Source organism: Enterococcus sp. 3C7_DIV0644 (assembly GCF_002141235.1).
GTDB lineage: Bacteria > Bacillota > Bacilli > Lactobacillales > Enterococcaceae > Enterococcus_D > Enterococcus_D entomosocium.
The window spans coordinates 1,889,206-1,913,743 of sequence record NZ_NGLK01000001.1; the positions used below are offsets into that span (position 1 = coordinate 1,889,206).

General features: G+C 45.1%; 22 protein-coding genes and 1 other annotated feature (1 of these 23 cut by a window edge). Of the genes, 18 read left to right on the top strand and 4 right to left on the bottom strand.

The window, feature by feature from the left end; all coding sequences use genetic code 11:
- Positions 1–153: 153 nt before the first annotated feature.
- The 12 genes from yaaA (at position 154) to A5877_RS08980 (ending at position 13,578) form a co-directional block, all read left to right on the top strand.
- Complete coding sequence (yaaA, locus tag A5877_RS08925; protein ID WP_008376781.1) at positions 154–393, top strand: S4 domain-containing protein YaaA; 240 nt, start codon at positions 154–156, stop codon at positions 391–393.
- Complete coding sequence (gene recF / locus A5877_RS08930; RefSeq protein ID WP_005232923.1) at positions 380–1,492, top strand: DNA replication/repair protein RecF; 1,113 nt, start codon at positions 380–382, stop codon at positions 1,490–1,492. Before yaaA ends, recF begins: the two co-directional genes overlap by 14 nt.
- 5 nt (positions 1,493–1,497) lie before the next feature.
- Positions 1,498–3,447: a DNA topoisomerase (ATP-hydrolyzing) subunit B gene (gene gyrB / locus A5877_RS08935; protein ID WP_005232922.1), complete on the top strand. Its 1,950-nt coding sequence runs from the start codon at positions 1,498–1,500 to the stop codon at positions 3,445–3,447.
- Between the two features lie 23 nt (positions 3,448–3,470).
- Positions 3,471–5,996, top strand: coding sequence for a DNA gyrase subunit A (gyrA, locus tag A5877_RS08940; RefSeq protein ID WP_008376777.1), 2,526 nt, complete (start codon positions 3,471–3,473; stop codon positions 5,994–5,996).
- Positions 5,997–6,259: 263 nt separating this feature from the next.
- Positions 6,260–6,559 (top strand): 30S ribosomal protein S6, encoded by a 300-nt coding sequence (gene rpsF / locus A5877_RS08945; RefSeq protein WP_005226363.1) that lies wholly within the window; start codon positions 6,260–6,262, stop codon positions 6,557–6,559.
- Positions 6,560–6,602: 43 nt separating this feature from the next.
- Positions 6,603–7,127: a single-stranded DNA-binding protein gene (gene ssb / locus A5877_RS08950; protein WP_005232920.1), complete on the top strand. Its 525-nt coding sequence runs from the start codon at positions 6,603–6,605 to the stop codon at positions 7,125–7,127.
- Between the two features lie 23 nt (positions 7,128–7,150).
- Positions 7,151–7,387 (top strand): 30S ribosomal protein S18, encoded by a 237-nt coding sequence (gene rpsR, locus A5877_RS08955; protein WP_005226367.1) that lies wholly within the window; start codon positions 7,151–7,153, stop codon positions 7,385–7,387.
- Positions 7,388–7,626: 239 nt separating this feature from the next.
- Positions 7,627–9,075: a DHH family phosphoesterase gene (locus tag A5877_RS08960; protein WP_005232918.1), complete on the top strand. Its 1,449-nt coding sequence runs from the start codon at positions 7,627–7,629 to the stop codon at positions 9,073–9,075.
- Between the two features lie 15 nt (positions 9,076–9,090).
- The gene (gene rplI / locus A5877_RS08965; RefSeq protein WP_086316719.1) at positions 9,091–9,543 is read left to right on the top strand and encodes a 50S ribosomal protein L9; all 453 of its coding nucleotides are present in this window, start codon (positions 9,091–9,093) and stop codon (positions 9,541–9,543) included.
- Between the two features lie 108 nt (positions 9,544–9,651).
- A complete protein-coding gene (gene dnaB, locus A5877_RS08970) occupies positions 9,652–11,022 on the top strand; it encodes a replicative DNA helicase (RefSeq protein WP_005226374.1) in 1,371 nt (456 codons plus the stop codon).
- Positions 11,023–11,269: 247 nt separating this feature from the next.
- Positions 11,270–12,562, top strand: coding sequence for an adenylosuccinate synthase (locus A5877_RS08975; protein ID WP_005232916.1), 1,293 nt, complete (start codon positions 11,270–11,272; stop codon positions 12,560–12,562).
- 140 nt (positions 12,563–12,702) lie between these two features.
- Positions 12,703–13,578 (top strand): DegV family protein, encoded by an 876-nt coding sequence (locus tag A5877_RS08980; protein WP_086316720.1) that lies wholly within the window; start codon positions 12,703–12,705, stop codon positions 13,576–13,578.
- A gap of 99 nt (positions 13,579–13,677) precedes the next feature.
- Here the strand turns inward: A5877_RS08980 and A5877_RS08985 are convergent, their stop codons facing one another.
- Positions 13,678–15,300 (bottom strand): ABC-F family ATP-binding cassette domain-containing protein, encoded by a 1,623-nt coding sequence (locus tag A5877_RS08985; protein WP_005226380.1) that lies wholly within the window; start codon positions 15,298–15,300, stop codon positions 13,678–13,680.
- Positions 15,301–15,508: 208 nt separating this feature from the next.
- Between A5877_RS08985 and A5877_RS08990 the strand changes: the two genes are divergently transcribed.
- Positions 15,509–16,327: a ZIP family metal transporter gene (locus tag A5877_RS08990; protein WP_005232914.1), complete on the top strand. Its 819-nt coding sequence runs from the start codon at positions 15,509–15,511 to the stop codon at positions 16,325–16,327.
- 57 nt (positions 16,328–16,384) lie between these two features.
- Here A5877_RS08990 and A5877_RS08995 read toward each other — a convergent pair whose 3' ends face one another.
- The gene (locus A5877_RS08995) at positions 16,385–16,588 is read right to left on the bottom strand and encodes a hypothetical protein (protein ID WP_008376766.1); all 204 of its coding nucleotides are present in this window, start codon (positions 16,586–16,588) and stop codon (positions 16,385–16,387) included.
- A 151-nt stretch (positions 16,589–16,739) separates the two neighbouring features.
- Here A5877_RS08995 and A5877_RS09000 point away from each other — a divergent pair, with 151 nt between their 5' ends.
- Positions 16,740–17,141 (top strand): DUF4809 family protein, encoded by a 402-nt coding sequence (locus tag A5877_RS09000; protein WP_086316721.1) that lies wholly within the window; start codon positions 16,740–16,742, stop codon positions 17,139–17,141.
- Positions 17,142–17,247: 106 nt separating this feature from the next.
- Here the strand turns inward: A5877_RS09000 and A5877_RS09005 are convergent, their stop codons facing one another.
- Together A5877_RS09005 and proB are read right to left on the bottom strand one after the other, a co-directional pair.
- On the bottom strand, positions 17,248–18,492 hold the full coding sequence (locus A5877_RS09005) for a glutamate-5-semialdehyde dehydrogenase (RefSeq protein WP_061053519.1): 1,245 nt from the start codon (positions 18,490–18,492) through the stop codon (positions 17,248–17,250).
- Entirely contained in the window at positions 18,489–19,304 is an 816-nt protein-coding gene (proB, locus tag A5877_RS09010; protein WP_034872095.1) for a glutamate 5-kinase, read from the bottom strand. Before proB ends, A5877_RS09005 begins: the two co-directional genes overlap by 4 nt.
- 188 nt (positions 19,305–19,492) lie before the next feature.
- On the opposite strand from proB, the gene A5877_RS09015 reads away from it, so the two are divergent.
- From A5877_RS09015 to gltX, 4 genes are all read left to right on the top strand, one after another.
- Complete coding sequence (locus tag A5877_RS09015; protein WP_005232909.1) at positions 19,493–20,002, top strand: dUTP diphosphatase; 510 nt, start codon at positions 19,493–19,495, stop codon at positions 20,000–20,002.
- Positions 20,003–20,046: 44 nt separating this feature from the next.
- Positions 20,047–21,417: a DNA repair protein RadA gene (gene radA / locus A5877_RS09020; RefSeq protein WP_005226394.1), complete on the top strand. Its 1,371-nt coding sequence runs from the start codon at positions 20,047–20,049 to the stop codon at positions 21,415–21,417.
- Positions 21,418–21,580: 163 nt separating this feature from the next.
- Entirely contained in the window at positions 21,581–22,720 is a 1,140-nt protein-coding gene (locus tag A5877_RS09025; RefSeq protein WP_005232908.1) for a PIN/TRAM domain-containing protein, read from the top strand.
- A gap of 169 nt (positions 22,721–22,889) precedes the next feature.
- Entirely contained in the window at positions 22,890–24,347 is a 1,458-nt protein-coding gene (gltX, locus tag A5877_RS09030) for a glutamate--tRNA ligase (protein WP_086316722.1), read from the top strand.
- Positions 24,344–24,538: a binding site (T-box leader), on the top strand; it runs 4 nt beyond the window's last position. Its footprint overlaps the gene before it by 4 nt.

Genomic DNA, 24,538 nt, shown 5'->3' on the forward strand with positions numbered 1-24,538 from the left:
AATCGTTTTTAAGCCCTTTTTTCTATTTTGGCTTCTTTTTTGTCTAAAAGCAGTAAGTCTTCTGAGAATGAAAAATATGCCGATGAATTTGTTTTCTTGGCAAAAAAAGAGTATAATAGAGCTAAACGCTCTTTGATAGAATTGAGGGGAATTATGAAAATGCAAATACCGTTAGAAACGGAATATATGACACTTGGACAAATGCTCAAAGAAGTCAGTGTGATCAGCAGCGGCGGCCAAGCGAAATGGTACCTTGCAGAGCACACCGTTTTTGTCGACGGCGAGCCGGAAAATCGACGAGGGCGCAAATTGTATGCGGGAATGCGTGTTGAGCTACCTGATGAAGGTACTTTTTTTATGGTGAAGAAGGAAGACGCAGATGCGGCTGAATGAGTTGCATTTAAGCAATTATCGGAACTATGATTCGCTGACACTGACTTTTGAGAAAGGTCTGGTCATTTTTTTAGGCGAAAATGCGCAAGGAAAAACCAATATTTTAGAAAGTATCTATGTATTGGCGATGACCAAAAGCCACCGCACCTCCAGCGAGCAAGAACTTATCCGTTGGGACACGGAAGGTGCGCGGATCTCTGGCAGTGTCAGTCGGGGACGCTCAACGATCCCGTTAGAACTGTTTTTGTCAAAAAAAGGACGAAAAACGAAAGTAAACCACATTGAGCAAAAAAAGCTCAGTAGTTACATAGGGCAGCTGAATGTCATTTTATTTGCTCCAGAAGACCTCTCCCTTGTAAAAGGAAGTCCCCAAGTCCGCCGCAAATTTCTCGATATGGAAATTGGGCAGATCGATCCAATTTATCTCTATGATCTCGTTCAATACCAATCCGTTTTGAAACAGCGCAATCAATACTTAAAACAGCTGAATGAAAAAAAACAGACCGATGAGATCTATTTAGATGTTTTGACGGAACAGCTGGTGGCTTTCGGCAGTAAAATCATTTTAGCCAGACAACGGTTTGTTCAGCGCTTGGCGTATTGGGCAAATCAGCTGCACCAAAAGATCAGCCAAGGAAAAGAAACCTTGCAGATCGACTATTTATCAAATGTGCCCGGTGAGGCGACCTCGCTGGAGGAGATCCAACAGCAATTTGTCAAAGCCTTGGCACAAGTCAAAGACCGTGAACGATTTCGGCAAGTCACGTTGGCAGGCCCCCATCGAGACGATCTGGATTTTTTGATCAATGAGAAAAATGTTCAGACCTTTGGTTCGCAAGGACAGCAGCGAACAACGGCCCTAAGTGTCAAATTGGCAGAAATCGATTTGATGAAAGAAGAAACAGGGGAATATCCCGTCCTTTTATTAGATGATGTCATGAGTGAGCTGGATGATTCCCGACAACTGCATTTATTGGAAACCATTGAAGGAAAAGTTCAGACCTTTCTGACAACAACGACATTAGAACATGTAAAAGACAAAATGTCTGTGGAAGCAGAGATTTTTTATGTAGAGCAAGGACATATTAAAGGAGAATAGACTGAATGACAGAAGAAGAAAAAAGCTTAGTTGAACGTGCGAAAGCCTATGATGCCAGTCAGATCCAAGTGCTGGAAGGACTAGAAGCCGTCCGCAAACGACCTGGGATGTACATTGGTTCTACCAGTTCAGAAGGTTTGCACCACTTAGTATGGGAAATCGTCGATAACTCGATCGACGAAGCACTAGCAGGCTTTGCCTCAAGTATTCAAGTGATCATTGAACCAGATAATAGTATTACGGTCGTCGATGACGGTCGGGGGATCCCCGTTGATATCCAAGCCAAGACAGGCCGTCCAGCGGTAGAAACCGTCTTTACGATCCTGCATGCCGGCGGGAAATTTGGCGGCGGCGGCTACAAGGTTTCCGGCGGACTTCATGGGGTAGGTTCCTCCGTCGTTAATGCGTTGTCCACGACTTTAGACGTAAAAGTCTATAAAGAAGGCAAAGTGTATTATCAAGAATACCATCGTGGAGCAGTCGTTGATGACTTAAAAGTGATCGATGAAACCGACCGCCACGGAACGACCGTCCACTTTGTTCCAGATCCAGAGATCTTTACGGAAACAACGGAATTCAATTTTGATAAATTAGCGACGCGGGTTCGGGAATTAGCCTTCTTGAACCGTGGTTTAAAAATCTCGATCGAAGACAAACGGGAAGAAAAACCCGTTTTGAAAGAATATCATTACGACGGCGGGATCAAGAGCTATGTGGAGCATTTGAATGCGAGTAAAACAGTGATTTTCCCAGATCCGATCTATTTAGAAGGAGAACAACAAGGAATCACGGTTGAAGTCTCCATGCAATATACCGATAGCTACCATAGCAACCTGCTAAGTTTTGCCAACAACATCCATACCTATGAAGGCGGAACCCATGAATTCGGGTTTAAGACTGCCTTGACCCGGGTGATCAATGATTACGCCCGCAAGTCAAAATTGATGAAAGAAAACGACGAAAACCTGACCGGAGAAGATGTTCGGGAAGGCTTGACGGCGGTTATCTCCATCAAGCATCCAGATCCTCAGTTTGAGGGACAAACGAAAACCAAATTAGGAAATTCCGAAGTGCGGACAGTCACCGATCGTCTCTTTTCCGAACATTTCACGAAATTCTTGATGGAAAACCCGAATGTGGGTCGTCAAGTCGTGGAAAAAGGACTTTTGGCATCAAAAGCCCGTCAAGCAGCCAAACGTGCCCGGGAAATGACTCGCCGAAAAGGTGCGTTAGAAATCAGTAACTTACCTGGGAAATTAGCCGACTGTTCCAGTAATGATCCAGAAAAATGCGAATTGTTTATCGTCGAAGGAGATTCTGCCGGCGGTTCAGCAAAACAAGGCCGCAGTCGGGAATTCCAAGCGATCTTACCGATCCGTGGGAAGATTTTAAATGTCGAAAAAGCCAGCATGGACAAAATCCTAGCAAACGAAGAGATCCGTTCATTGTTTACGGCAATGGGTACCGGGTTTGGTGCTGATTTTGATGTAGCAAAAGCCCGTTACCACAAGCTAGTCATCATGACCGATGCCGATGTCGATGGTGCCCATATCCGGACCCTACTCTTGACGCTGTTCTATCGTTATATGCGTCCCATCGTTGAAGCCGGTTATGTCTATATCGCACAACCGCCATTGTACGGTGTCAAACAAGGGAAAAATATCCATTATATCCAACCCGGCAAGAATGCCGAACAAGATTTGAAAAATACGATTGAATCACTACCTGCGACACCAAAACCAACAGTTCAACGATACAAAGGTCTAGGGGAAATGGATGACCACCAGTTATGGGAAACCACGATGGATCCTGACAATCGGATGATGCTGCGGGTCAGCGTAGATGATGCCATTGAAGCCGATCAAATTTTTGAAATGCTGATGGGGGATCGCGTCGAACCAAGACGGGCCTTTATCGAAGAAAACGCGCACTACGTGAAAAATCTTGACATCTAGCCAATCGTAGAGGAGGAAACAGCTTGAGTGAAGAAGCAAAACAAAATATTCATGACGTCAATCTGACCAGTGAAATGCGCGAGTCCTTTATCGATTATGCAATGAGTGTAATTGTTGCTAGGGCTTTACCAGATGTGCGGGATGGCTTAAAGCCGGTTCACCGCCGAATTTTATATGGAATGAATGAATTAGGGGTCACACCAGACAAGCCCCATAAAAAATCAGCCCGGATCGTCGGCGATGTCATGGGGAAATACCATCCCCATGGTGATAGTGCGATCTATGAATCAATGGTGCGGATGGCACAGCCCTTCAGCTATCGCTACATGTTAGTCGATGGCCACGGAAACTTTGGCTCAGTCGATGGTGACGGTGCCGCTGCGATGCGGTATACCGAAGCCCGCATGAGCAAACTGGCGATGGAGATGCTGCGGGACATCAACAAAGATACTGTTGATTTCCAAAGCAATTATGATGATACAGAACGAGAACCAGCGGTATTACCAGCACGCTTCCCGAACCTTTTGGTCAACGGGACGACGGGGATCGCTGTTGGGATGGCGACCAATATCCCGCCTCATAACTTGAATGAAGTTATTGCAGCCATCGATCTATTGATGGAAAATCCAGAAGTCACGACAAGTGAATTGATGGAAGTCCTGCCGGGACCAGATTTCCCAACCGGCGGGATCGTCATGGGAAAATCCGGTATTCGCCGTGCCTATGAAACAGGGAAAGGTTCGATCACTGTTCGCGGAAAAGTCGAAGTGACTGAAATGCCCAACGGTAAAGAACGGATCTTAGTGACTGAATTGCCGTATATGGTCAATAAAGCGAAGTTGATCGAGCGGATCTCTGAGCTGCACCGTGACAAACGGATCGAAGGAATCACCGATCTGCGGGATGAATCGTCTCGTGAAGGCATGCGGATCGTTATCGACGTTCGTCGCGACGTCAGTGCGTCGGTGATCTTAAACAATCTCTACAAAATGACTGCACTGCAATCTTCTTTTGGCTTTAATATGTTAGCCATTGAAAAAGGCGTGCCGAAGATTTTGAGTTTGAAACGAATTTTAGAAAACTACATCGAGCATCAACAAGAAGTGGTGACTCGTCGGACACAGTTTGATAAAAACAAAGCAGAAGCCCGTGCCCACATCTTAGAAGGGTTACGGATCGCATTGGATCATATCGATGAGATCATTGCTTTGATCCGGGCATCAAATTCTGATGATGAAGCAAAAAATAGCATGATGGAGCGCTTCAAATTGTCCGATCGCCAAGCGCAAGCAATTTTAGATATGCGTTTGCGTCGCTTGACTGGTTTGGAACGCGACAAGATCGAAAACGAGTACCAAGGTTTGTTAGAATTTATCGCTGATTTGACAGACATTTTAGCAAATCCACAACGAGTCCTAGAGATCATCCAAACGGAGTTGCAAGAATTAGGCCAACGCTTTGGCGATGATCGCCGGACTGAATTATTGGTTGGGGAAGTCTTAAGTCTTGAAGATGAAGACTTGATCGAAGAAGAAGAAATCGTCATTACTTTGACGAACAATGGATACATCAAACGAGTAGCTAAGTCTGAATTCCGTGCACAACGTCGCGGCGGACGTGGCGTTCAAGGAATGGGGATCCACGATGAAGACTTCGTGAAGACGTTGATTTCTTGTTCGACTCACGACACATTACTGTTCTTCACCAATAAAGGGAAAGTTTACAAAGCCAAAGGCTATGAAATTCCTGAGTATGGTCGGGCAGCCAAAGGTATCCCTGTGATCAATCTGCTAGGGATCGATTCTAGCGAACGGATCGAAGCGATCATTTCGGCTTCTGGTGGGCCTCAAGAAGGACGCTACTTGTTCTTCACGACGCGTCTAGGTGTGGTCAAACGGACCTCAGTGACGGCCTTTTCAAATATCCGTGCCAATGGTCTGATTGCGATCGGTCTTCGGGAAAATGATGAGTTGGTTAACGTGATCGAAACCCATGGCGAAGATGTCGTGATCATCGGCACCCACGATGGCTACTCTGTGACTTTCAAAGAAGCCCTTGTTCGGGATATGGGCCGAACAGCTGCTGGTGTGCGAGGCATTCGTCTAAGAGATGGAGACTACGTCGTAGGTGCCGCTGTGATCACAGAAGACAGTGAAGTCTTGGTCATCACTGAGAACGGCTATGGCAAACGCACCAAAGGCTCTGAATACCCAATCAAAGGTCGTGGCGGAAAAGGGATCAAAACAGCCAACATTACGGCGAAAAACGGTCCATTAGCCGGCTTGACGACGGTCAGCGGTGAGGAAGACATCATGGTGATCACCAATAAAGGCGTCTTGATTCGTTTCAATGTAGCGACTGTTTCCCAAACTGGTCGGGCAACCTTAGGGGTTCGTTTGATGAAGATGGAAAACAATGCCAAAGTAGTGACGATGGCAACGGTTGAACCGGAAGTCGAAGAAGAACTAACGACTGCCGAAGAAACAGCGGGACAAGACGTGCCAGTTGTGGAAGAAACAACGGAAGACACCACGGATACACAAGAATAAGCAATACATTTTCTAGGAAGACAGCAACCTGCGAACCTGCAGCTTGCTGTCTTTTTACTCTTTTTCAAAAAATCGGCAGCAGCTGACGTATTTATCAGTGTAAGCGATTGTTTGCGGTGATGGGTAGATGCAGGGACGCAAAAAAATAGCTTGCAGTAGGGACGAAAAAAGTGTATAATAATTATTTGTGAGTAGTCTAATTAGACCACTCTCTCTGCTCCTAGAAAACTAGGGGCCAAAGTCCACAGGGAGGTGAAAAATCAATGGAAAACACGAAATATGAGATCTTATATATCATTCGTCCAAACATTGATGAAGAAGCAAAAGCCGCATTGATCGCTCGTTTTGACTCAATCTTAACTGATAACGGCGCTGAAGTTATCGAATCAAAAGATTGGCAAAAACGCCGTCTAGCGTATGAAATGGATGGATTCCGTGAGGGTATCTATCACATCGTTAAAGTTTCTTCTTCAACAACTGCAAGTGCAATCAACGAGTTTGACCGTCTTGCGAAAATCAATGATGACATTATCCGTCACATGATTGTCAAAGAAGAAGCATAATATTGTTTCACATGAAACAAAAGCGATGAGGAGATGATGAACTTTGATTAATAATGTTGTACTAGTAGGAAGACTAACCAAAGATCCTGATTTACGTTACACTTCTAATGGCACTGGTGTCGCAACCTTTACCTTGGCGGTAAATCGCAATTTTACCAACCAAAGTGGAGAGCGCGAAGCTGATTTCATCAACTGTGTTATTTGGAGAAAACCAGCGGAAACATTAGCAAACTATGCACGCAAAGGAACTTTATTAGGGGTTACTGGACGTATTCAAACCCGTTCATACGACAACCAACAAGGCCAACGTGTTTATGTAACAGAAGTCGTTGCTGACAACTTCCAATTATTAGAATCGCGAAATGCTTCCGAGCAAAGACGCACAACTGATAGCGGATCTGGCAGCAGCAATACGTATAACTCAAATAGTTCTTCTGGATTTGGTAACAATAACTCAAATCAAACTCAATCCTCTCAACCATCAGGAATGCCTAATTTTGATCGAGACAACTCCGATCCATTCGGAAACTCATCAATCGACATTTCAGACGATGATTTACCATTCTAAGAAATTGATAGGAGGGAAATAGGATGGCACAACAAAGAAGAGGCGGACGCAAACGTCGTAAAGTAGACTACATTGCTGCAAACCATATTGAACATATCGATTATAAAGATATTGAATTACTAAAACGTTTCATTTCAGAACGCGGTAAAATTTTACCACGTCGTGTAACTGGTACTGGTGCGAAAAACCAACGCAAACTTACCATTGCAATCAAACGTGCGCGTATTATGGGATTACTTCCATTCGTAGGCGAAGAATAAATCGAATGATTTTCATTGACAAGTTTCTTTTGAAGCTTGTCAATTTTTTTATCTACTGAAGAAATACTTGTTATTTTATATACAGATAAAATAACGAGTGACAGAAATTTTCCCATGATTATCTCACCAAAAAAGTTTCACGTGGAACTTTTTGCATCAATCGCCTATTTGATTGTTTTGTGGTAAAATAAGGAACAAAGCTTCAAAAAAATGGGATGATACATTGAGGGGTAAAAAAGATGGCAGCAATTGGGTTGATTTCAATTGATAATTACGATGATTTGATTGAGAAAAAAGACGACAAACAAGTTTCTTATTTGAACTCGCTGATCACGACACTGATTTCTGATTGGGCAAGTGAGAATCATGTTTTTTACAAACGAATCAATTCCGAGCGGTTTCTTTTCGTCGCGAAGTATTCAGATATTGAGCGGATGAAGGAAGAAAAATTCCAATTTTTGACTAGAGTACGGCAAGTTGCGGAAAAAAATGATCTGGCATTAACGATCAGTATGGGAATCTCCTATGGGGAAGAGTCTTTTGAAGAGATTGGTGAAGTGGCACAAAACAATCTCGACATTGCGTTAGTTCGTGGCGGCGATCAAGTCGTTTTAAAAGAAGCCAAAGAAGAAGCAAAACCGCAATTCTTTGGCGGTAATACGGATGGTACGCCGAAGAGAACGCGTGTTCGTTCTCGTGCCATGAGTACGGCGTTGAGAAAGATTTTTGCTGAAAACCAGCGGATTTTTATCATGGGTCATCGTTACCCGGACATGGATGCTTTAGGTTCGGCTTTTGGGGTGGCTTACATGGCGATGATGAGCGACAAAGAATGCTACATCATTTTAAATCCGAAAGAGATCACCGCCGACATTCAGCGGGCATTGGAAGAATTGAAAAAATACCCCGAGCTGGAACGATTTGTGATCACTGGGGAAGAAGCAGTCAATTTATCAAATGAAGAAAGTGTTTTAGTGATGGTAGATTACCATAAGCCGTCGATGTCGATCTCGCAAGCGGTCTATGATGAATTTGACAAAATCGCAGTGATCGATCACCATCGTCGCGGGGATGAGTTTCCCGATAAGCCATTATTGACGTATATTGAATCTTCCGCGTCTTCAGCATCGGAACTGGTAGCAGAATTGATCCAGTATCGCGCTTCTCGCAGATCGCAAGTCCCTAAATTTATTACGACTTCTTTATTAGCGGGAATCTACGTGGATACGAAGAACTTCACGGTGCGAACCACTGGTCGGACCTTTGATATTGCTGGCTATTTGAAAAACCAAGGCGCAGATACGTCATTGGTTCAATACATGTTGAGTACGGATCTCGATTCCTATTTGATGATCAGTGAACTGGTTTCTCGCAGCCAGCATTTCCGCGAAGATATCGTGATTGCTGCAGCGGATGAAGATCGGGTGTACGATAGTGTCACCGTTGCAAAAGCGGCCGATACTCTGCTATCGATCAATGGGATCCATGCCGCATTTGTCATTACGAAACAACCAGGAGATTTGATCGGTATCAGTGCTAGAAGCACTGGTAAAGTCAATGTACAAACCTTGATGGAGGCATTAGGCGGCGGCGGACATTTTACCAACGCAGCCACGCAAATAAAGAACAGCAGCATTGGTGATGTAGAAAACCAGCTGCGAGCGGAATTAACGAAAAATGAACAATAACAAGGAGTGACCAAGATGAAAGTTATTTTCTTACAAGATGTCAAAGGCAAAGGCAAAAAAGGCGATATCAAGGAAGTCCCTAATGGCTACGTACAAAACTTTCTGATCAAAAACAACTTAGCCAAACCTGCCAACAATGAAAGCATGGCAGAATTAAAAGGCAAACAAAAAGCCAAAGAAAAACAAGATGCGGAAGTCTTAGCAGAAGCGAAAGAGCTAAAAGCACTTCTTGAAAAAGAAGAAACCGTCGTGAAGATCAATGCCAAAGCAGGGGAAGATGGCCGCTTGTTCGGTTCGATCCCATCAAAACAAATTGCCGATGCCTTGAACAAGCAATACAAAATTAAGATCGACAAACGCAAAATCGAATTGGATCAGCCGATTCGTGCATTAGGGTTTACGCAAGTACCTGTAAAATTGCACCCACAAGTAACAGCAACGATCAATGTTCATACCATTCAAGAATAAGCATTACTCCCAACAGTCACATGTTGGGTTTTTTTTCGGCAAACGTCCAAGCAATCTTGTACTTTGGATGGGAATCTTGTAGAATGAATGGACGAAGGAGCGAATGGCATGAATGAAGTTTGGCAAAATCAAGTTCCCCCACAAGATATTGAAGCGGAACAAGCGGTCCTAGGGGCAGTCTTTTTAGATGCCGATGCGATCATCGATGCAATGGAAGTAATCGCCCCAGAAGATTTTTATCGCCGCAGCCATCAAATAATTTTTCAAGCAATGATCCAGTTGAACGACCGTAGTGAATCGATCGACTTGATTACGTTGAAAGCAGAAATTGAAAAAAGCAACAGTCTTGAAGATGTTGGCGGTCTGACGTACCTGACTGAACTGAGTCAAGCTTCACCATCAGCAGCAAGTATTGCTTATTATGCGAAGATCGTTGACGACAAAGCCACGCTGCGCAATCTAATCCAAACAGCGAGCCGTATCGTAACCAAAGGCTTTGAACAAGATGAAGATGTACAATCGATCATTGATCAAGCAGAAAAAAGTATTTTAGAAGTATCCGAAAAGCGCAACAGTAATGGCTTCCAATCGATAGCGGAAGTCTTGAATCGGACGATCGAAACGATCGATCAATTGGCGCAAAACAATGAAGAAATCACCGGATTACCTACGGGTTATGCGGCTTTAGACAAAATGACGGCGGGGCTGCAAAAAGAAGAGCTGATTATTCTCGCTGCCCGCCCCGCGGTAGGGAAAACCGCGTTTGCCTTGAATATCGCGCAAAATGTCGGAACGAAAACCGATCGTTCCGTAGCGATCTTTAGTCTGGAAATGGGGGCTGAATCATTGGTCAACCGGATGCTTTGTGCGGAAGGCTCGATTGAGGCTAGTCACTTGCGGACGGGGCAGCTCTCAGAAGAAGAATGGCGGAATTTGATCGTTGCCATGGGCAGTCTTTCTAACGCCAATATCTATATCGATGATACCCCCGGGATCAAGATCTCTGAGATCCGGGCGCGTTGTCGGAAACTGGCGCAAGAAAAAGGCAATCTCGGCTTGATTTTGATCGACTATTTGCAGCTGATTGAAGGAACGGGTCGCGAAAACCGCCAACAAGAAGTCTCTGAGATCTCTCGCCAATTAAAGAAACTGGCGAAGGAATTGAAAGTGCCGGTGATTGCACTGTCTCAGCTTTCTCGGGGTGTGGAACAGCGACAAGACAAGCGTCCTGTTTTAAGTGATATTCGGGAATCAGGGTCGATCGAGCAGGATGCCGATATCGTTGCTTTCTTGTACCGAGATGACTACTACCGCAGCGAAGGCGACGATGACGATGAACCAGAAGAACAACAAAACAACAATGTGATCGAAGTCATTATCGAGAAAAACCGGAGTGGTGCCCGAGGGACCGTCGAACTTCTATTCATCAAAGAATACAATAAGTTCTCCTCGGTCTCGCCGCGAGAAGAGTTCGGGTAAGACACCAATTATTTGAAAAACAATGGCTCCTGCTGCCGTCTGCATTGCGCTGATGGTAGTAGGGCTTTTTTTATGTGTCGACTTTATTCGTTTTTACGTGTATAAATAATTATTCCAAAGAAAATAGTTCGTTTTTTACCCCTGAAAAATGAGAATTTAAAACGATTATTCGATTTTAGATTGAAAGAGCTTGCGAATCTTGTTACAATACTTAAGGAATGCACTAATTAAAGAAAGAGGTCATTATATGTCATCTGTAGTAGTAGTAGGTACACAATGGGGCGATGAAGGTAAAGGAAAGATTACGGACTTTTTGAGTGAAAACGCGGAAGTCATTGCACGTTATCAAGGTGGAGACAATGCCGGCCATACGATTAAATTTGACGGTGTGACCTATAAACTGCATTTGATTCCTTCAGGGATCTTTTATGCAGATAAAATCAGTGTCATTGGAAACGGGGTCGTTGTGAACCCGAAATCATTAGTTAAAGAATTAGCATACTTGAAAGAAAACAATATAATAACAGAAAACTTGAAGATCTCTGATCGTGCACATGTTATTTTACCTTACCATATCCATTTGGATCAGCTGCAAGAAGATGCCAAAGGTGACAACAAGATCGGTACGACAATCAAAGGGATCGGACCAGCCTATATGGATAAAGCGGCCAGAGTCGGCATTCGGATCGCTGATCTTTTAGACAAAGAAATTTTTGAAGAACGTCTGCGTATCAACTTAGAAGAAAAAAATCGTCAATTCGTGAAAATGTTTGATGCAGAGCCAATCGCCTTTGAAGATATTTTTGAAGAGTATTACGAATATGGCCAACAAATCAAAAAATATGTGACGGATACTTCGGTGATCCTTAACGATGCCTTAGACGAAGGCAAACGAGTTTTATTTGAAGGGGCACAAGGCGTGATGCTGGATATCGACCAAGGAACCTATCCTTTCGTAACGTCATCCAACCCCGTTGCTGGAGGTGTCACCATCGGTAGTGGTGTGGGCCCTTCAAAAATCAACAAAGTCGTTGGTGTCTGCAAAGCCTACACCTCTCGGGTAGGAGATGGTCCATTCCCAACGGAACTGTTTGATGAAACAGGTGAACAAATTCGTAAGATCGGTCGTGAATACGGGACAACGACAGGACGACCTCGTCGTGTGGGCTGGTTTGATACCGTCGTGATGCGCCATTCAAAACGGGTCTCAGGGATCACGAACCTATCCCTTAACTCGATCGATGTCTTGAGCGGTTTAGAAACCGTGAAAATCTGTACCGCTTATGAACTAGACGGCGAATTGATCTATCATTATCCAGCAAGCTTGAAAGAGTTGAACCGCTGCAAACCAGTCTACGAAGAACTTCCTGGCTGGTCTGAAGACATTACTGGCTGCAAAACATTGGCAGATCTGCCAGAAAATGCACGCAATTACGTTCACCGCATCTCTGAATTAGTCGGTGTCCGCATTTCGACCTTCTCGGTAGGGCCAGACCGCAGCCAAACCAACATCTTAGAAAGTGTTTGGGCGCAAATTTAACCTGACGCGAAAGCATCAGAACAAGACAAAGAACTTCTGTGTCAGAAGCGGTCAACGATAAGTTTGGCTGCTTTTGATGAGAATTTCTTCTGTCTTGTTCTTTTTTTGCTATAATAGGGGGTAACGAGAGGGGTGAAACCATGTTTCAAATCATGACAGATTCCTGCTGTGATTTACCAGCAGCAAGATTAGCGGAGCTAGATGTCGCCTATATTCCAATGCTGATTGAATTAGATGGCAAAGAATATATCGATGATATGGGCAAAGAATTTGATACGGAATGGTTTTTAGGAAAACTAAAAGAGCATGCGCAACCGACGACTTCTCAAATCAATGTCGGACGTTATATGGAATATTTTCGGCCATATGTCGAAGCGGGCACACCGATCCTTTATTTAGGTTTTTCTTCAGGAATGAGCGGCTCATTCCAAAGTGCCGTCCAAGCCGTAGCCTTACTAAAAGAAGAATACAAAGAAGTCGCGATCACCTTGATCGATACGCGCTCTGCTAGTTTAGGCGAAGGCTTCTTAGTGGCTGAAGCAGCTCAACAAAAAGCCCAAGGGCGTTCGTTGCTGGAAGTCAGCCAATGGGTAGAAGAAAATAAACTGCGTTTAGATTCATGGGTCACCGTCGATGATTTAAAACAATTGGAACGCGGCGGCAGAATCTCTAAAACAGCCGCAGCGATCGGTGGATTGTTGAATGTGAAACCAATCATTACCGTAGATACCGCGGGAAAATTACGCAGTGTTGATCGAGTGCGGGGACGCAACAAAGCGATCCAAAAAATCGTGGATCAAACCATCGCCAATCTTCACGAATCAAAAACCAATACGGTTTATTTTGCCAATGCTGGCGATGCCGAAGCAGCGGAGAAAGTCATCAAGCGTTTGACCGAAAAAGTTCCTGACATTATTATTCATCATTATCCATTAGGTCCAACGATCTCCAGTCATACCGGCTACGGCTGCTTGGCGCTGTTTTCATTCGGCAAAGCCCGTTTAGAACAAGCGTAACCTGCCCAACATGCCCGAAGTATTAGACAAAATAAAAAGAACGCTCCAGTTGCCTGCCACCAAGGCTGCAACTGGAGCGTTCTTTTTTGTAGAAGCAGATTATTGATTCATTTCTGCTACGCGTTTTTGGACATCTTTATTTTCTAAGAATTCATCGTAGGTCGTTTCGGCACGATCCACCACGCCTTTGCTAGAGACCGCAATGATACGGTTCGCAAGGGTTTGAATAAATTGGTGGTCATGAGAAGCAAACAACAATGAGCCGGTGAAGGCCATCAAACCATCGTTTAATGCGGTGATCGATTCTAAGTCCAAGTGATTGGTTGGATCATCCAACACCAATACGTTGGCTTTTGAAAGCATCATTTTCGACAACATACAGCGAACTTTTTCGCCCCCGGAAAGAACGTTGACGGGTTTTAATACTTCATCACCAGAGAATAACATGCGACCTAGGAAGCTGCGCAAGAAGGTATTGTCGTCTTCTTCTTTGCTTGCGTATTGACGCAGCCAATCAACGATCGGGGTATCCGTATCGAATTCGCTGGTCGTATCTTTTGGCAAGTAGGCATGCTGCGTGGTGACGCCCCAACGAACACTACCTGTATCAGGAGTGATTTCCCCCATGATGACTTTGAATAGCGTCGTGGTGGTGATATCGCTATTGGCAACAAAAGCGACTTTGTCGTCTTTATTCAAGGTGAAAGAGATATTGTCTAAAATCTTTTTGCCGTCGATCGTCACACTGACATTGTCGACTTGCAGCAAGTCATTCCCGATTTCACGTTCTGGTTTAAAACCAACAAACGGATAACGGCGGGACGAAGGTTGAATATCATCAAGGGTGATTTTATCCAACATTTTTTTCCGAGACGTTGCTTGTTTGGATTTTGATGCATTGGCACTAAAGCGTGCGATAAAGTCTTGCAGTTCTTTGATCTGTTCTTCTTTTTTGGCATTTGATTGTGATTGTAATTTCGCCGCTAATTGGCTTGATTCCAACCAGAAATCATAGTTGCCGACAAACAATTTGATTTTGCCGAAGTCTAGATCGGCCATATGGGTACAAACTTTATTTAAGAAGTGGCGGTCATGGGAAACAACGATGACAGTGTTGTCAAAGTTGATTAGAAACTCTTCTAACCAGTTGATAGATTGGATATCCAATCCGTTGGTAGGCTCATCTAGGAGCAAGACGTCTGGCTTACCGAAAAGGGCTTGTGCGAGCAAGACTTTTACCCGTTGACCAGCAGTTAGATCTTTCATCAAGACATGATGCAATTCATCGGGAATGTTCAGGCCTTGCAAAAGAACGGCTGCTTCTGGCTCTGCTTCCCAACCATCAAGTTCCGCAAATTCGCCTTCTAGTTCGGCGGCACGAATCCCATCTTCATCAGAAAAGTCTTCCTTCATGTAGATCGCGTCTTTTTCTTTCATCACTTCGTAGAGACGTTTATGGCCCATGATGACCGTTTCGATCACTGGAAACTCTTCGTAATCATAGTGGTTCTGTTTCAAGACAGCCATCCGTTCATCAGGACCTAAAGAAACGTTCCCGGTCGAAGGTTGGATCTCACCAGATAAAATTTTTAAAAAAGTTGATTTACCAGCACCATTTGCACCAATCAAACCATAACAATTACCAGGCGTAAACTTAATATTAACATCATCAAACAGTTTGCGGTCTGAAAAATGCAAACTTACATCACTTACTGTAATCAATTCTTTTCCTCACTTTATATAAATTGACATGGAGTCTCCTAGCATTATAGCGATGAATGTTGAAACTTTCAAGTAAAGCCGCGGATTTCGTCAGGAAAGGCATAGGCCTGGTGAAAGAAAAATTATGGCTGCTGCTGCCTTCCTAGTAGAACCTGACGGCTTCCTATGCTAGAGTATTGGTAGAATAGTTAGACAAAGGAGCAGACGAATGGTGGATTGGTTGGTTGGATTGTCGCCATGGCAGCAAGCGCTGGCGGGGACGATCTTTACGTATGGTATGACGGCGCTTGGGGCAGCGCTAGTCTTTTTCTTCAAAGAAATCAATAAAAATGTCCTGAACACGATGCTGGGGTTTGCCTCTGGAGTGATGATCGCCGCTAGTTTCTGGTCGTTATTAGATCCTGCGATCGCACGAGCCGAAGAAAATGGCGACATTCCGTGGCTGGTGGTCAGTATCGGGTTTGGTTTGGGCGGTTTGTTTCTTTATGCAGCAGATAAGACACTCCCACATATGCATTTTGGTCCGAATCATGAAACAGAAGGATTGCCTAGTCATTTGAAGCGAACGATCTTGCTGGTTTTTTCCATCACACTACATAATATCCCGGAAGGCTTGGCGGTAGGGGTAGCGTTTGGGGCGGCGGCTAGTGCTGATGATCCGCGAGCTGCGATCTTAGCAGCACTTTCGGTGGCAATCGGGATCGGGATCCAGAATTTTCCAGAAGGCGCAGCCGTTTCGATCCCCTTGCGCCAAGAAGGGTTAAGCCGAACCAAAGCCTTTATGTATGGGCAAGCATCTGGGATCGTTGAACCGATCGCGGGTGTGATCGGGGCTTTGTTGGTAACGAGTATGTCCGCTGTCTTGCCGTATGCGTTGGCTTTTGCAGCGGGTGCTATGATTTATGTGGTGGTGGAAGAATTGATTCCAGAAGCGCAGCAAACCTTGACGAGTCGCCGCCATTTTGCGGTTTTTGGCGTCATGTTAGGCTTTATCTTAATGATGGTTCTAGATGTCGCATTAGGCTGATGGATAGAAAAAACCACCTGACTGTTGGAAAGTCAGGTGGTTTTGGTTTTCCTGCAATTAACGATAATATTTTCTTGGTTTTTGGCGAATCGAGGTTAACCAGCGAACAATCAAAACGGCCAGCAGTAAAGGAATCCCGAAACGGAAGATCAATCCGATCAACCCACCAACAATGCCTAATACGACAGATAAAACAAGAGATGCTGCGATTAAAACTGCCACGACAGTAACGATTCTTCCTAATAAACTTTCTGTATTCATAGCGACTCCTCCTAGACTTTTTTTCTTATCCTTAGCATAGCAAGAAGGAAGAAGAAACACATCCAACTTAAGGCGGAATAATTGCTCCGCCGTGGGCCATAGGTTTTGTGATAAACTAAACATGAAGTATTCATGAAAGGAGGCGAAACGAATGAACGTAGAAATCCTCACGAGCCAAGTCATCACAGAAGGAGGGTGCAATGCCTGTTTGCCTTATGAACTCAATACCTTCACGCTGCAGCTGCCAGATGGTCGTAGTTTTTCGTTAGAAAACTTGGATGTTGCATCCTTGGTGATGCCCATCGCTCAAATCAATCAGTGGCAGACTCGCTTATTATTGGAAGAAGACGAAGGGCTGATCTATCGCAAAGGAACACAAGAAGTGATTTTTGTAGAAGGCAGCCGCCAGGATACGTTTTCCAGCAAAGGACAGACGATTGCTTGTCCGAAAAAGAGTTGTGAAGCAGACGTTTTTGCCACAACCAATCGGGTGCTGACAGAATTGTTTGGCATCGACCCGCTTTCCTTCGTTTTGCGGGCTGCACAAGCATAAGAAGACGCAAAAACAACCCCTTGCACGGGTGTACCGACCTCCAAAAGTTCGCTTTTGATCGAACTTTTTGGGGGACACTACAGCAGGGGGCTGTTTTTGCATATCGTTACTTACGGATCTGTCCTTCGCCATAAATAATGTATTTGGTGGAAGTCAGTGCTTCTAACCCCATTGGCCCACGGGCATGTAGTTTTTGCGTCGAGATGCCGATCTCGGCACCAAAGCCAAACATAAAGCCATCCGTGAAACGGGTCGAGGCATTGACGTAAACCGCCGCCGCATCAACTTCTTTCAAGAAGCGTTGGGAAGCGAAATAATCATCAGTGATGATCGCTTCGGAGTGCTTCGTATTGTAGCGATTGATGTGGGCAATGGCTTCTTCTAGCGAAGCCACCACTTTGATCGCTAAGATATAGTCTAAAAACTCGGTTGCCCAGTCCTCTTCAGTGGCAAGCTGTGCATTGTTTAAAAACGCCAATGCTTTTTCATCTCCTCGCAATTCGACTTGATTGGCAAATTGCTGTTCTACCATTGGCAAAAATTCCGCTGCCACTGCTTCATGGACGAGGATCGTTTCGATGGCATTGCAGACAGAAGGGCGTTGCGTTTTTGCATTCGTAACGATCGCCAGTGCCATCGGCAGCTGGGCGGCTTGATCGATGTAGATATGATTGTTGCCGGTGCCGGTTTCGATCACTGGTACTGTGGCGGTCTCTTTGACGCGACGAATCAAGCCGGCGCCCCCACGGGGGATCAAAACATCCAAGTAATCCGTCAGACGCATTAGTTCAGCCGCTGTTTCGTGGCTCGTGTCTTCGATAAACTGGATCGCATGGCGGGAGTGTCCATTGGCAGCTAATGCCTCTTGTAAAATAGTCACGAGGACTTGATTGGAGTGGAAGGCTTCTTTTCCACCACGCAAAATCACGGCATTTCCTGATTTGAAACACAGACTAGCGGCGTCAGTGGTGACATTAGGACGAGCTTCGTAGATGATGCCGATGACCCCTAAGGGCACCCGCTGTTGACCAATCAAAAGATCGTCAGCATTGCGCCACATTTTATCCACGGCACCGATTGGATCGGGCAATTGGGCGACTTCTCGGATGCCGTTAGCCATCTCTGTGATCCGTTGTTCTGTCAGCAACAGTCGATCCAGCATCGTTTGGCTGGTTCCTTTGGCTTTTGCGGCAGCTAGGTCTTGTTGATTAGCAGCTAAAATCGTCTCAGTAGCTTTTTCTAAAGCATCGGCCATCGCTACCAGTAGGTGATTTTTTTCACTGGCACTCAGTAAGCTTAATGTCTGGGCGCTTGCTTGAGCTTGTTGACCGATCGTTTGCAAGTTGCTCATTGCTCATCCTCCGTTCGTTGATAAAAGTGGGTGCCGACAGGTTCCCCTGCGAGCAAGTCAAAAATAATTTTCGGCTGCTTGCCGTTAGCGAGCAGCATGTGACTGTTCACGTCTAAGATGCGTTGGGCGGCTTTTAGTTTACTGGTCATACCGCCGGTTCCATAAGGACTGCCTTTTCCCGTAGCTTGTTCTAAAAGTTCCGGGGTGATTTCATTGATCTCGGAATACAAAACGGCATCAGGATCATTCAGCGGATTGGCGGAATAAAAGCCATCGATATCAGAAAGCATGATCAAAAGCTCGGCTTTCGTCAACTGAGCGACGATCGCTGACAACTGGTCATTGTCGCCAAATTTGGTGAGATGGTCCAATTCATCTACTGCCACCGTGTCGTTTTCATTAATGATCGGGATGATCCCCATCGTAAGTAGTTGCTCTAAGGTGTTGCTAACGTTTTGACGGCTTTGGGGAAATTCGATGATGTCTCTGGTCAGCAGAATTTGTGCAGTCTGCTGGCTATAGCTTTGAAAACGCTGGTTGTAGATCGTCATCAGTTCCGATTGGCCAACGGCGGCCACGGCTTGCTGCTGTGGAATCTCCACGGGTCGTTCTTTCAAATTTAACTTGTTCATGCCAACACCGATCGCCCCGGAAGAAACTAAGATGATTTCTTTGCCTTGGTTTTGCAAAGCTGCTAAGACAAAGGCTAATTCATCGATGCCAGCTAGATTGATGGCACCATTGGGATAAATCAACGAGCTGGTGCCGATTTTTACAACGATTCGGTTTTTGTTTGAAAGATCTGCGCGCATATGCCACCGCCTATTTTTTGATATTTTTTCTATTGTACTCGCAAACGGGCGTTTCGTCATGCTCTTTTTTCTTTTTGAGCTATTTTAAACGAAGAAATTGTAAAGACTTTTCGATAATTGTGTTTTCCATGAAGAAAATAGTTCTTCCTATGCTAAAATAGCTATATGTTTTATTATTGGAGGAACCCATGAAATTACGAGGATTTGAAATTATTACATCATATAAAGAAAAAAGCATCACCTTGCCTCAACGTGCCACCCATCATGCGGCTGGTTATGACTTTGAAGCCGCGGAAGAAATCGTGGTGCCAAGCATTTGGAAAGCGGGCGTGATCGATGGGGTCAAAGCGCTTTTTGCGAAAGAGACCGCAAAACAGTTGAAGCCAACCTTGATTCCCACTGGGATCAAAGCCTATATGGGGGAAGACGAGTATTTGCAGCTGACAAATCGTTCCAGCAATCCTTTGAAACGTTTCTTAGTCTTGACGAATGGTGTCGGCGTCATCGACAGCGATTACTATGACAATCCAGATAATGAAGGGCATATTATGTTCCAGTTTACTAATTTCGGCCCCACAGATGTCGTCATTAAAAAAGGCGAGCGGATCGGCCAAGGAATTTTCTTGCCGTTCTTAAAAGCTGATCAAGATACAACCACTGCCAGCCGAACCGGCGGCTTTGGCTCCTCGAATCAGTAAATCCTGCCTGGGGGTCTGTTTGATAGAAGTAGTGGAGGAGATCAATGGCAAAAAAAGCAAAAAGTCAATTTGTCTGTCAAAATTGCGGGTATAGTTCCCCTAAATATTTAGGAAAATGCCCCAATTGCGGCAGCTGGAATTCAATGGTAGAAGAAGTGATCCAAGAAACCGCTGATCGTCGTGTACGTACGACATTGACGGGGCAAAAGATGCAGCCGACGAAAATTGCCGATGTCGTACCGAAAAAAGAACCGCGGGTCCAAACGAAACTCGCTGAGTTGAATCGCGTCTTAGGCGGCGGCGTGGTCCCAGGTTCCTTAATTTTGATCGGTGGGGATCCCGGGATCGGAAAATCGACGCTGCTCTTGCAAGTTTCCCAGCAATTAGCAGCGATCGGCGGAACGGTCTTGTATGTGTCAGGAGAAGAAAGTGCCGAGCAGATCAAAATGCGGGCGCAGCGCTTAGGCGCCATCGACACGGAATTTTATCTCTATGGGGAAACGGACATGTCAGAGATCAGTAAAGCGATCGAAAACATCCGCCCAGATTATGTGATCATCGATTCGATCCAAACCATGACCCAACCGGATATCACCAGTGTGGCAGGCAGTGTCAGCCAAGTGCGAGAAACGACCGCAGAATTGCTGAAAATCGCTAAAACCAATGGCATCGCCATCTTTATCGTTGGCCACGTGACGAAGGAAGGCTCGATCGCAGGACCGCGGATGCTGGAGCACATGGTGGATACCGTCTTGTATTTCGAAGGCGAAAAGCACCACAGCTTTCGGATTTTGCGGGCCGTCAAAAACCGCTTTGGGTCCACCAATGAGATCGGGATTTTTGAAATGGAAGAAGGCGGGTTGAAAGAAGTCGCCAATCCGTCACAAGTCTTTTTGGAAGAACGCTTAGAAGGCGCAACCGGATCGGCGATCGTAGTGGCAATGGAAGGCAGTCGGCCAATCTTGGTGGAGATCCAAGCATTGGTCACGCCAACGATGTTCGGCAATGCCAAACGCACGACGACGGGGCTAGACTTCAACCGGGTCTCGCTGATCATGGCGGTTTTAGAAAAACGGGCAGGTTTGCTGCTGCAAAATCAAGATGCCTACTTAAAAGCAGCCGGCGGGGTCAAATTAAATGAACCCGCGATCGATCTAGCGATCGCTGTTAGTATCGCCTCCAGCTATAAAGAAAAAGGCACCAGCCCGACGGAGTGTTTTATCGGTGAAATTGGCTTGACGGGTGAGATTCGCCGAGTCAATGCGATCGAACAACGGGTCAAAGAGGTGCAGAAACTGGGCTTTACAAAAGTTTATTTGCCTAAAAACAATCTGACTGGTTGGCAGCCGCCAAAAGGCATCGAAGTCGAAGGCGTGTCTACCTTAGCCGAAACCTTACGGAAAGTCTTCCGTTAAAGTGGAGTCACTGCAAGAGCAAGGGGCAATCTCCCTTCCTCTTGCCCTGACGCTGCTGGTTCATTCATTGAACCAACCGACAGCCGCTGACTGGTGGAAGGAGTCAGTTTGGCAGCACGGATTTTTGAACAAAAGAAACCTACTGGAGTATGGAGGAACATGTATGCAGAAACGAGTCATTACCGCACTAATGGTACTTGCCGGTGCAAGTCTAGGGATCTCACTGATGCCCATCGCATGGCAAGCCATTGGGCAAACCCAAAATGAATGGCTGAATAATAACATCACTAATAGTTTGCTTGGAGCCCTTATTTTCTTTTTATTATCTTTACTATTAGCGAAATATATTGCAGCCGGTATTCGCAAAATTGAAGAAAAACTAAGTGAATTGAGCTTAACCTATCTCTTGTTTGGCGCAATTGGTTCGATCATCGGTCTGATGATCGGTGTGATCGTGTCGATTCCTTTTTACAATTGGGATATTCCTTTTATCAACGGGATCGCCCCAATCTTAGTGATGGTCCTGTTAGGGTATCTCGGTTTTCAGATCGGGACGACACGGATCGATGAATGGAAAAAAGTCTTTGCCCCGAAAAACAAAAAGGCAGAGCCTCAAGAGCAAGATGAACAGCAGATGCTAGAAAGAAAAATCGCGGACCATTTCCACAAATACAAAATTTTGGATACCAGCGTGATCATTGATGGCCGGATCTATGATATTGCCAAAACCGGCTTTTTGGAAGGCGTCCTGCTGATCCCGAATTTCGTTTTGTATGAATTGCAATACATCGCAGATTCTGGCGATAGTTTGAAACGGGTCCGGGGCCGTCGCGGCTTGGATATTTTGAATGCTTTGCAAAAAGAAGAAGGCATCGCAGTTGAGATGTACGAAGGCGATTTTGAAGACATTTCCGAAGTCGACAGCAAGCTGATCAAGTTAGCGAAATTGCTGGATGGTGTCGTTGTGACTAATGACTACAATTTAAACAAAGTTTCTGAATTTCAAAATGTGCCGGTCTTGAATATCAATGCGTTGGCCAATGCGGTCAAACCAGTGGTGATTCCAGGAGAAAGCATGCACGTCTTAGTAGTGAAAGCTGGCACGGAGCGGCAGCAAGGGGTCGCTTATCTAGATGACGGGACGATGGTCGTGGTGGAAGATGGCCAGCATTACATGAACGAACACATCGAAGTGATCGTCACCAGCGCCTTGCAAACGGCAGCTGGGCGGATGATTTTTGCCAAACCAGCCCATTCTGGTCGCGGCATCGACAACAAAGAAGGATCAAAATCAGAGAAATAATCCTCGGCAGCTGGCGTAAAATATGCCAGCTGCCTTTACTAATTGGGTTATTGATTGTACAATTCAACTTGAGGGTTCTGTTTTTTACGCGGGTCTTTCCCACTAAACTGAACAATAAGCCCCAAGCAGCTTGGCTGGCTTGGAAATCAGATGAAGGAAGAGGAAAACAATGACAAAAGTACGTGTACGTTACGCGCCAAGTCCAACAGGACATTTACACATCGGGAATGCTCGGACGGCTTTATTCAATTATTTGTTTGCTCGTCACAATGACGGTGAATTTATTATCCGAATCGAAGACACCGATCAAAAAAGAAACATTGAAGATGGTGAAAAAAGCCAGCTTGAAAACTTGCAATGGTTAGGGATGGATTGGGACGAATCACCTGAAAATCCAGGGGAATATGGGCCGTATCGTCAATCAGAACGCGGCGATATCTACCAACCACTGGTCGATCAATTGCTCGCAAGTAATCGTGCGTATAAGTGTTATTGTACGGAAGAAGAGTTGGAAGCCGAACGCGAAGGCCAAAGAACGCGTGGCGAAATGCCTCATTATGCAGGGAAATGTGCCAACTTAACACCGGAAGAGCAAGCCGAAAAAGAAGCACAAGGCTTGAAACCAGTGATTCGTTTCCGTGTCTCTCGCAATACTGAATACAAATTCCATGACATGGTCAAAGGCGAGATCGTTTTTGAATCAGATAATGTCGGTGGCGATTTTGTCATCCAAAAACGTGATGGCATGCCGACCTACAACTTTGCAGTAGCAGTGGATGACCATCATATGAAAATCACCCATGTGTTGCGTGGAGATGACCACATCGCCAACACACCAAAACAGTTGATGATCTATGAAGCATTTGGCTGGCAAGCACCGGAATTCGGGCATATGACGTTGATCATCAATAGCGAAACTGGGAAAAAATTAAGCAAACGGGACGAATCGATTCTGCAATTCATCGAGCAATACCGTGAATTGGGTTATTTGCCAGATGCTATGTTCAACTTTATTGCACTTTTAGGCTGGTCACCAGTTGGGGAGGAAGAAATTTTCTCTCAAGAAGAATTGATCAAAATCTTTGATCCTGAACGGTTGAGCAAATCACCAGCTGCCTTCGATGCCAAGAAATTGGAATGGGTCAATAACCAATACATGAAACAAATGGATTTGGATGAATTGACGGCAATGTGCGTTCCTTACTTGGTAAAAGCTGGCCGCATCGAAGAAACATTGACCGAAGAAAAAGCTGCTTGGTTGAAAAAAATCGTATCCTTGTATCAACCACAAATGAGTTTTGCGGCTCAAATCGTCGATCTTTCGGAATTGTTCTTCGAAGAACATCCTGAATTAGATGATGCAGCCAAAGAAGTCTTGGCAGGGGAAACCGTACCGACGGTTTTAACAGCATTTAAAGAAAAATTGCTGGCGACGCCAGTCGTAGAAGCTGCAGCAGTCAAAGCAGCTATCAAGGAGATCCAAAAAGAAACAGGCATCAAAGGCAAGAATTTATTCATGCCGATCCGAGTGGCAGTCTCAGGCCAAACCCATGGACCAGAACTACCGGATACCGTTGAATTATTAGGGAAAGAAAAAGCCCTTGATCATTTGAATAACGTGTTATAAACACAGCGAATAGACGAAGTACTAGCCGATTTTTTTCAGAGAGGCCACGGAAGGTGAGAGTGGTCAAAAAAGGCTAGGAAATGCACCTAGGAGTGGCTTTGGCGCAAGTCAAAGACGAAGCAGCGGACGTTACCCGCTTGAAGGCAGTGCCGAACTGCGAACAAAAGTGGGACCACGCAAAAAAGCGTCTT

Excerpts from the sequence above, each read along its gene's own strand:
- yaaA (WP_008376781.1), top strand. The coding sequence starts at position 154 with ATGAAAATGCAAATACCGTTAGAAACGGAATATATGACACTTGGACAA.
- recF (WP_005232923.1), top strand. The coding sequence starts at position 380 with ATGCGGCTGAATGAGTTGCATTTAAGCAATTATCGGAACTATGATTCG.
- gyrB (WP_005232922.1), top strand. The coding sequence starts at position 1,498 with ATGACAGAAGAAGAAAAAAGCTTAGTTGAACGTGCGAAAGCCTATGAT.
- rpsF (WP_005226363.1), top strand. The coding sequence starts at position 6,260 with ATGGAAAACACGAAATATGAGATCTTATATATCATTCGTCCAAACATT.
- rpsR (WP_005226367.1), top strand. The coding sequence starts at position 7,151 with ATGGCACAACAAAGAAGAGGCGGACGCAAACGTCGTAAAGTAGACTAC.
- A5877_RS08960 (WP_005232918.1), top strand. The coding sequence starts at position 7,627 with ATGGCAGCAATTGGGTTGATTTCAATTGATAATTACGATGATTTGATT.
- rplI (WP_086316719.1), top strand. The coding sequence starts at position 9,091 with ATGAAAGTTATTTTCTTACAAGATGTCAAAGGCAAAGGCAAAAAAGGC.
- dnaB (WP_005226374.1), top strand. The coding sequence starts at position 9,652 with ATGAATGAAGTTTGGCAAAATCAAGTTCCCCCACAAGATATTGAAGCG.
- A5877_RS08975 (WP_005232916.1), top strand. The coding sequence starts at position 11,270 with ATGTCATCTGTAGTAGTAGTAGGTACACAATGGGGCGATGAAGGTAAA.
- A5877_RS08980 (WP_086316720.1), top strand. The coding sequence starts at position 12,703 with ATGTTTCAAATCATGACAGATTCCTGCTGTGATTTACCAGCAGCAAGA.
- A5877_RS08990 (WP_005232914.1), top strand. The coding sequence starts at position 15,509 with ATGGTGGATTGGTTGGTTGGATTGTCGCCATGGCAGCAAGCGCTGGCG.
- A5877_RS08995 (WP_008376766.1), bottom strand. The coding sequence starts at position 16,588 with ATGAATACAGAAAGTTTATTAGGAAGAATCGTTACTGTCGTGGCAGTT.
- A5877_RS09000 (WP_086316721.1), top strand. The coding sequence starts at position 16,740 with ATGAACGTAGAAATCCTCACGAGCCAAGTCATCACAGAAGGAGGGTGC.
- A5877_RS09005 (WP_061053519.1), bottom strand. The coding sequence starts at position 18,492 with ATGAGCAACTTGCAAACGATCGGTCAACAAGCTCAAGCAAGCGCCCAG.
- proB (WP_034872095.1), bottom strand. The coding sequence starts at position 19,304 with ATGCGCGCAGATCTTTCAAACAAAAACCGAATCGTTGTAAAAATCGGC.
- A5877_RS09015 (WP_005232909.1), top strand. The coding sequence starts at position 19,493 with ATGAAATTACGAGGATTTGAAATTATTACATCATATAAAGAAAAAAGC.
- radA (WP_005226394.1), top strand. The coding sequence starts at position 20,047 with ATGGCAAAAAAAGCAAAAAGTCAATTTGTCTGTCAAAATTGCGGGTAT.
- A5877_RS09025 (WP_005232908.1), top strand. The coding sequence starts at position 21,581 with ATGCAGAAACGAGTCATTACCGCACTAATGGTACTTGCCGGTGCAAGT.
- gltX (WP_086316722.1), top strand. The coding sequence starts at position 22,890 with ATGACAAAAGTACGTGTACGTTACGCGCCAAGTCCAACAGGACATTTA.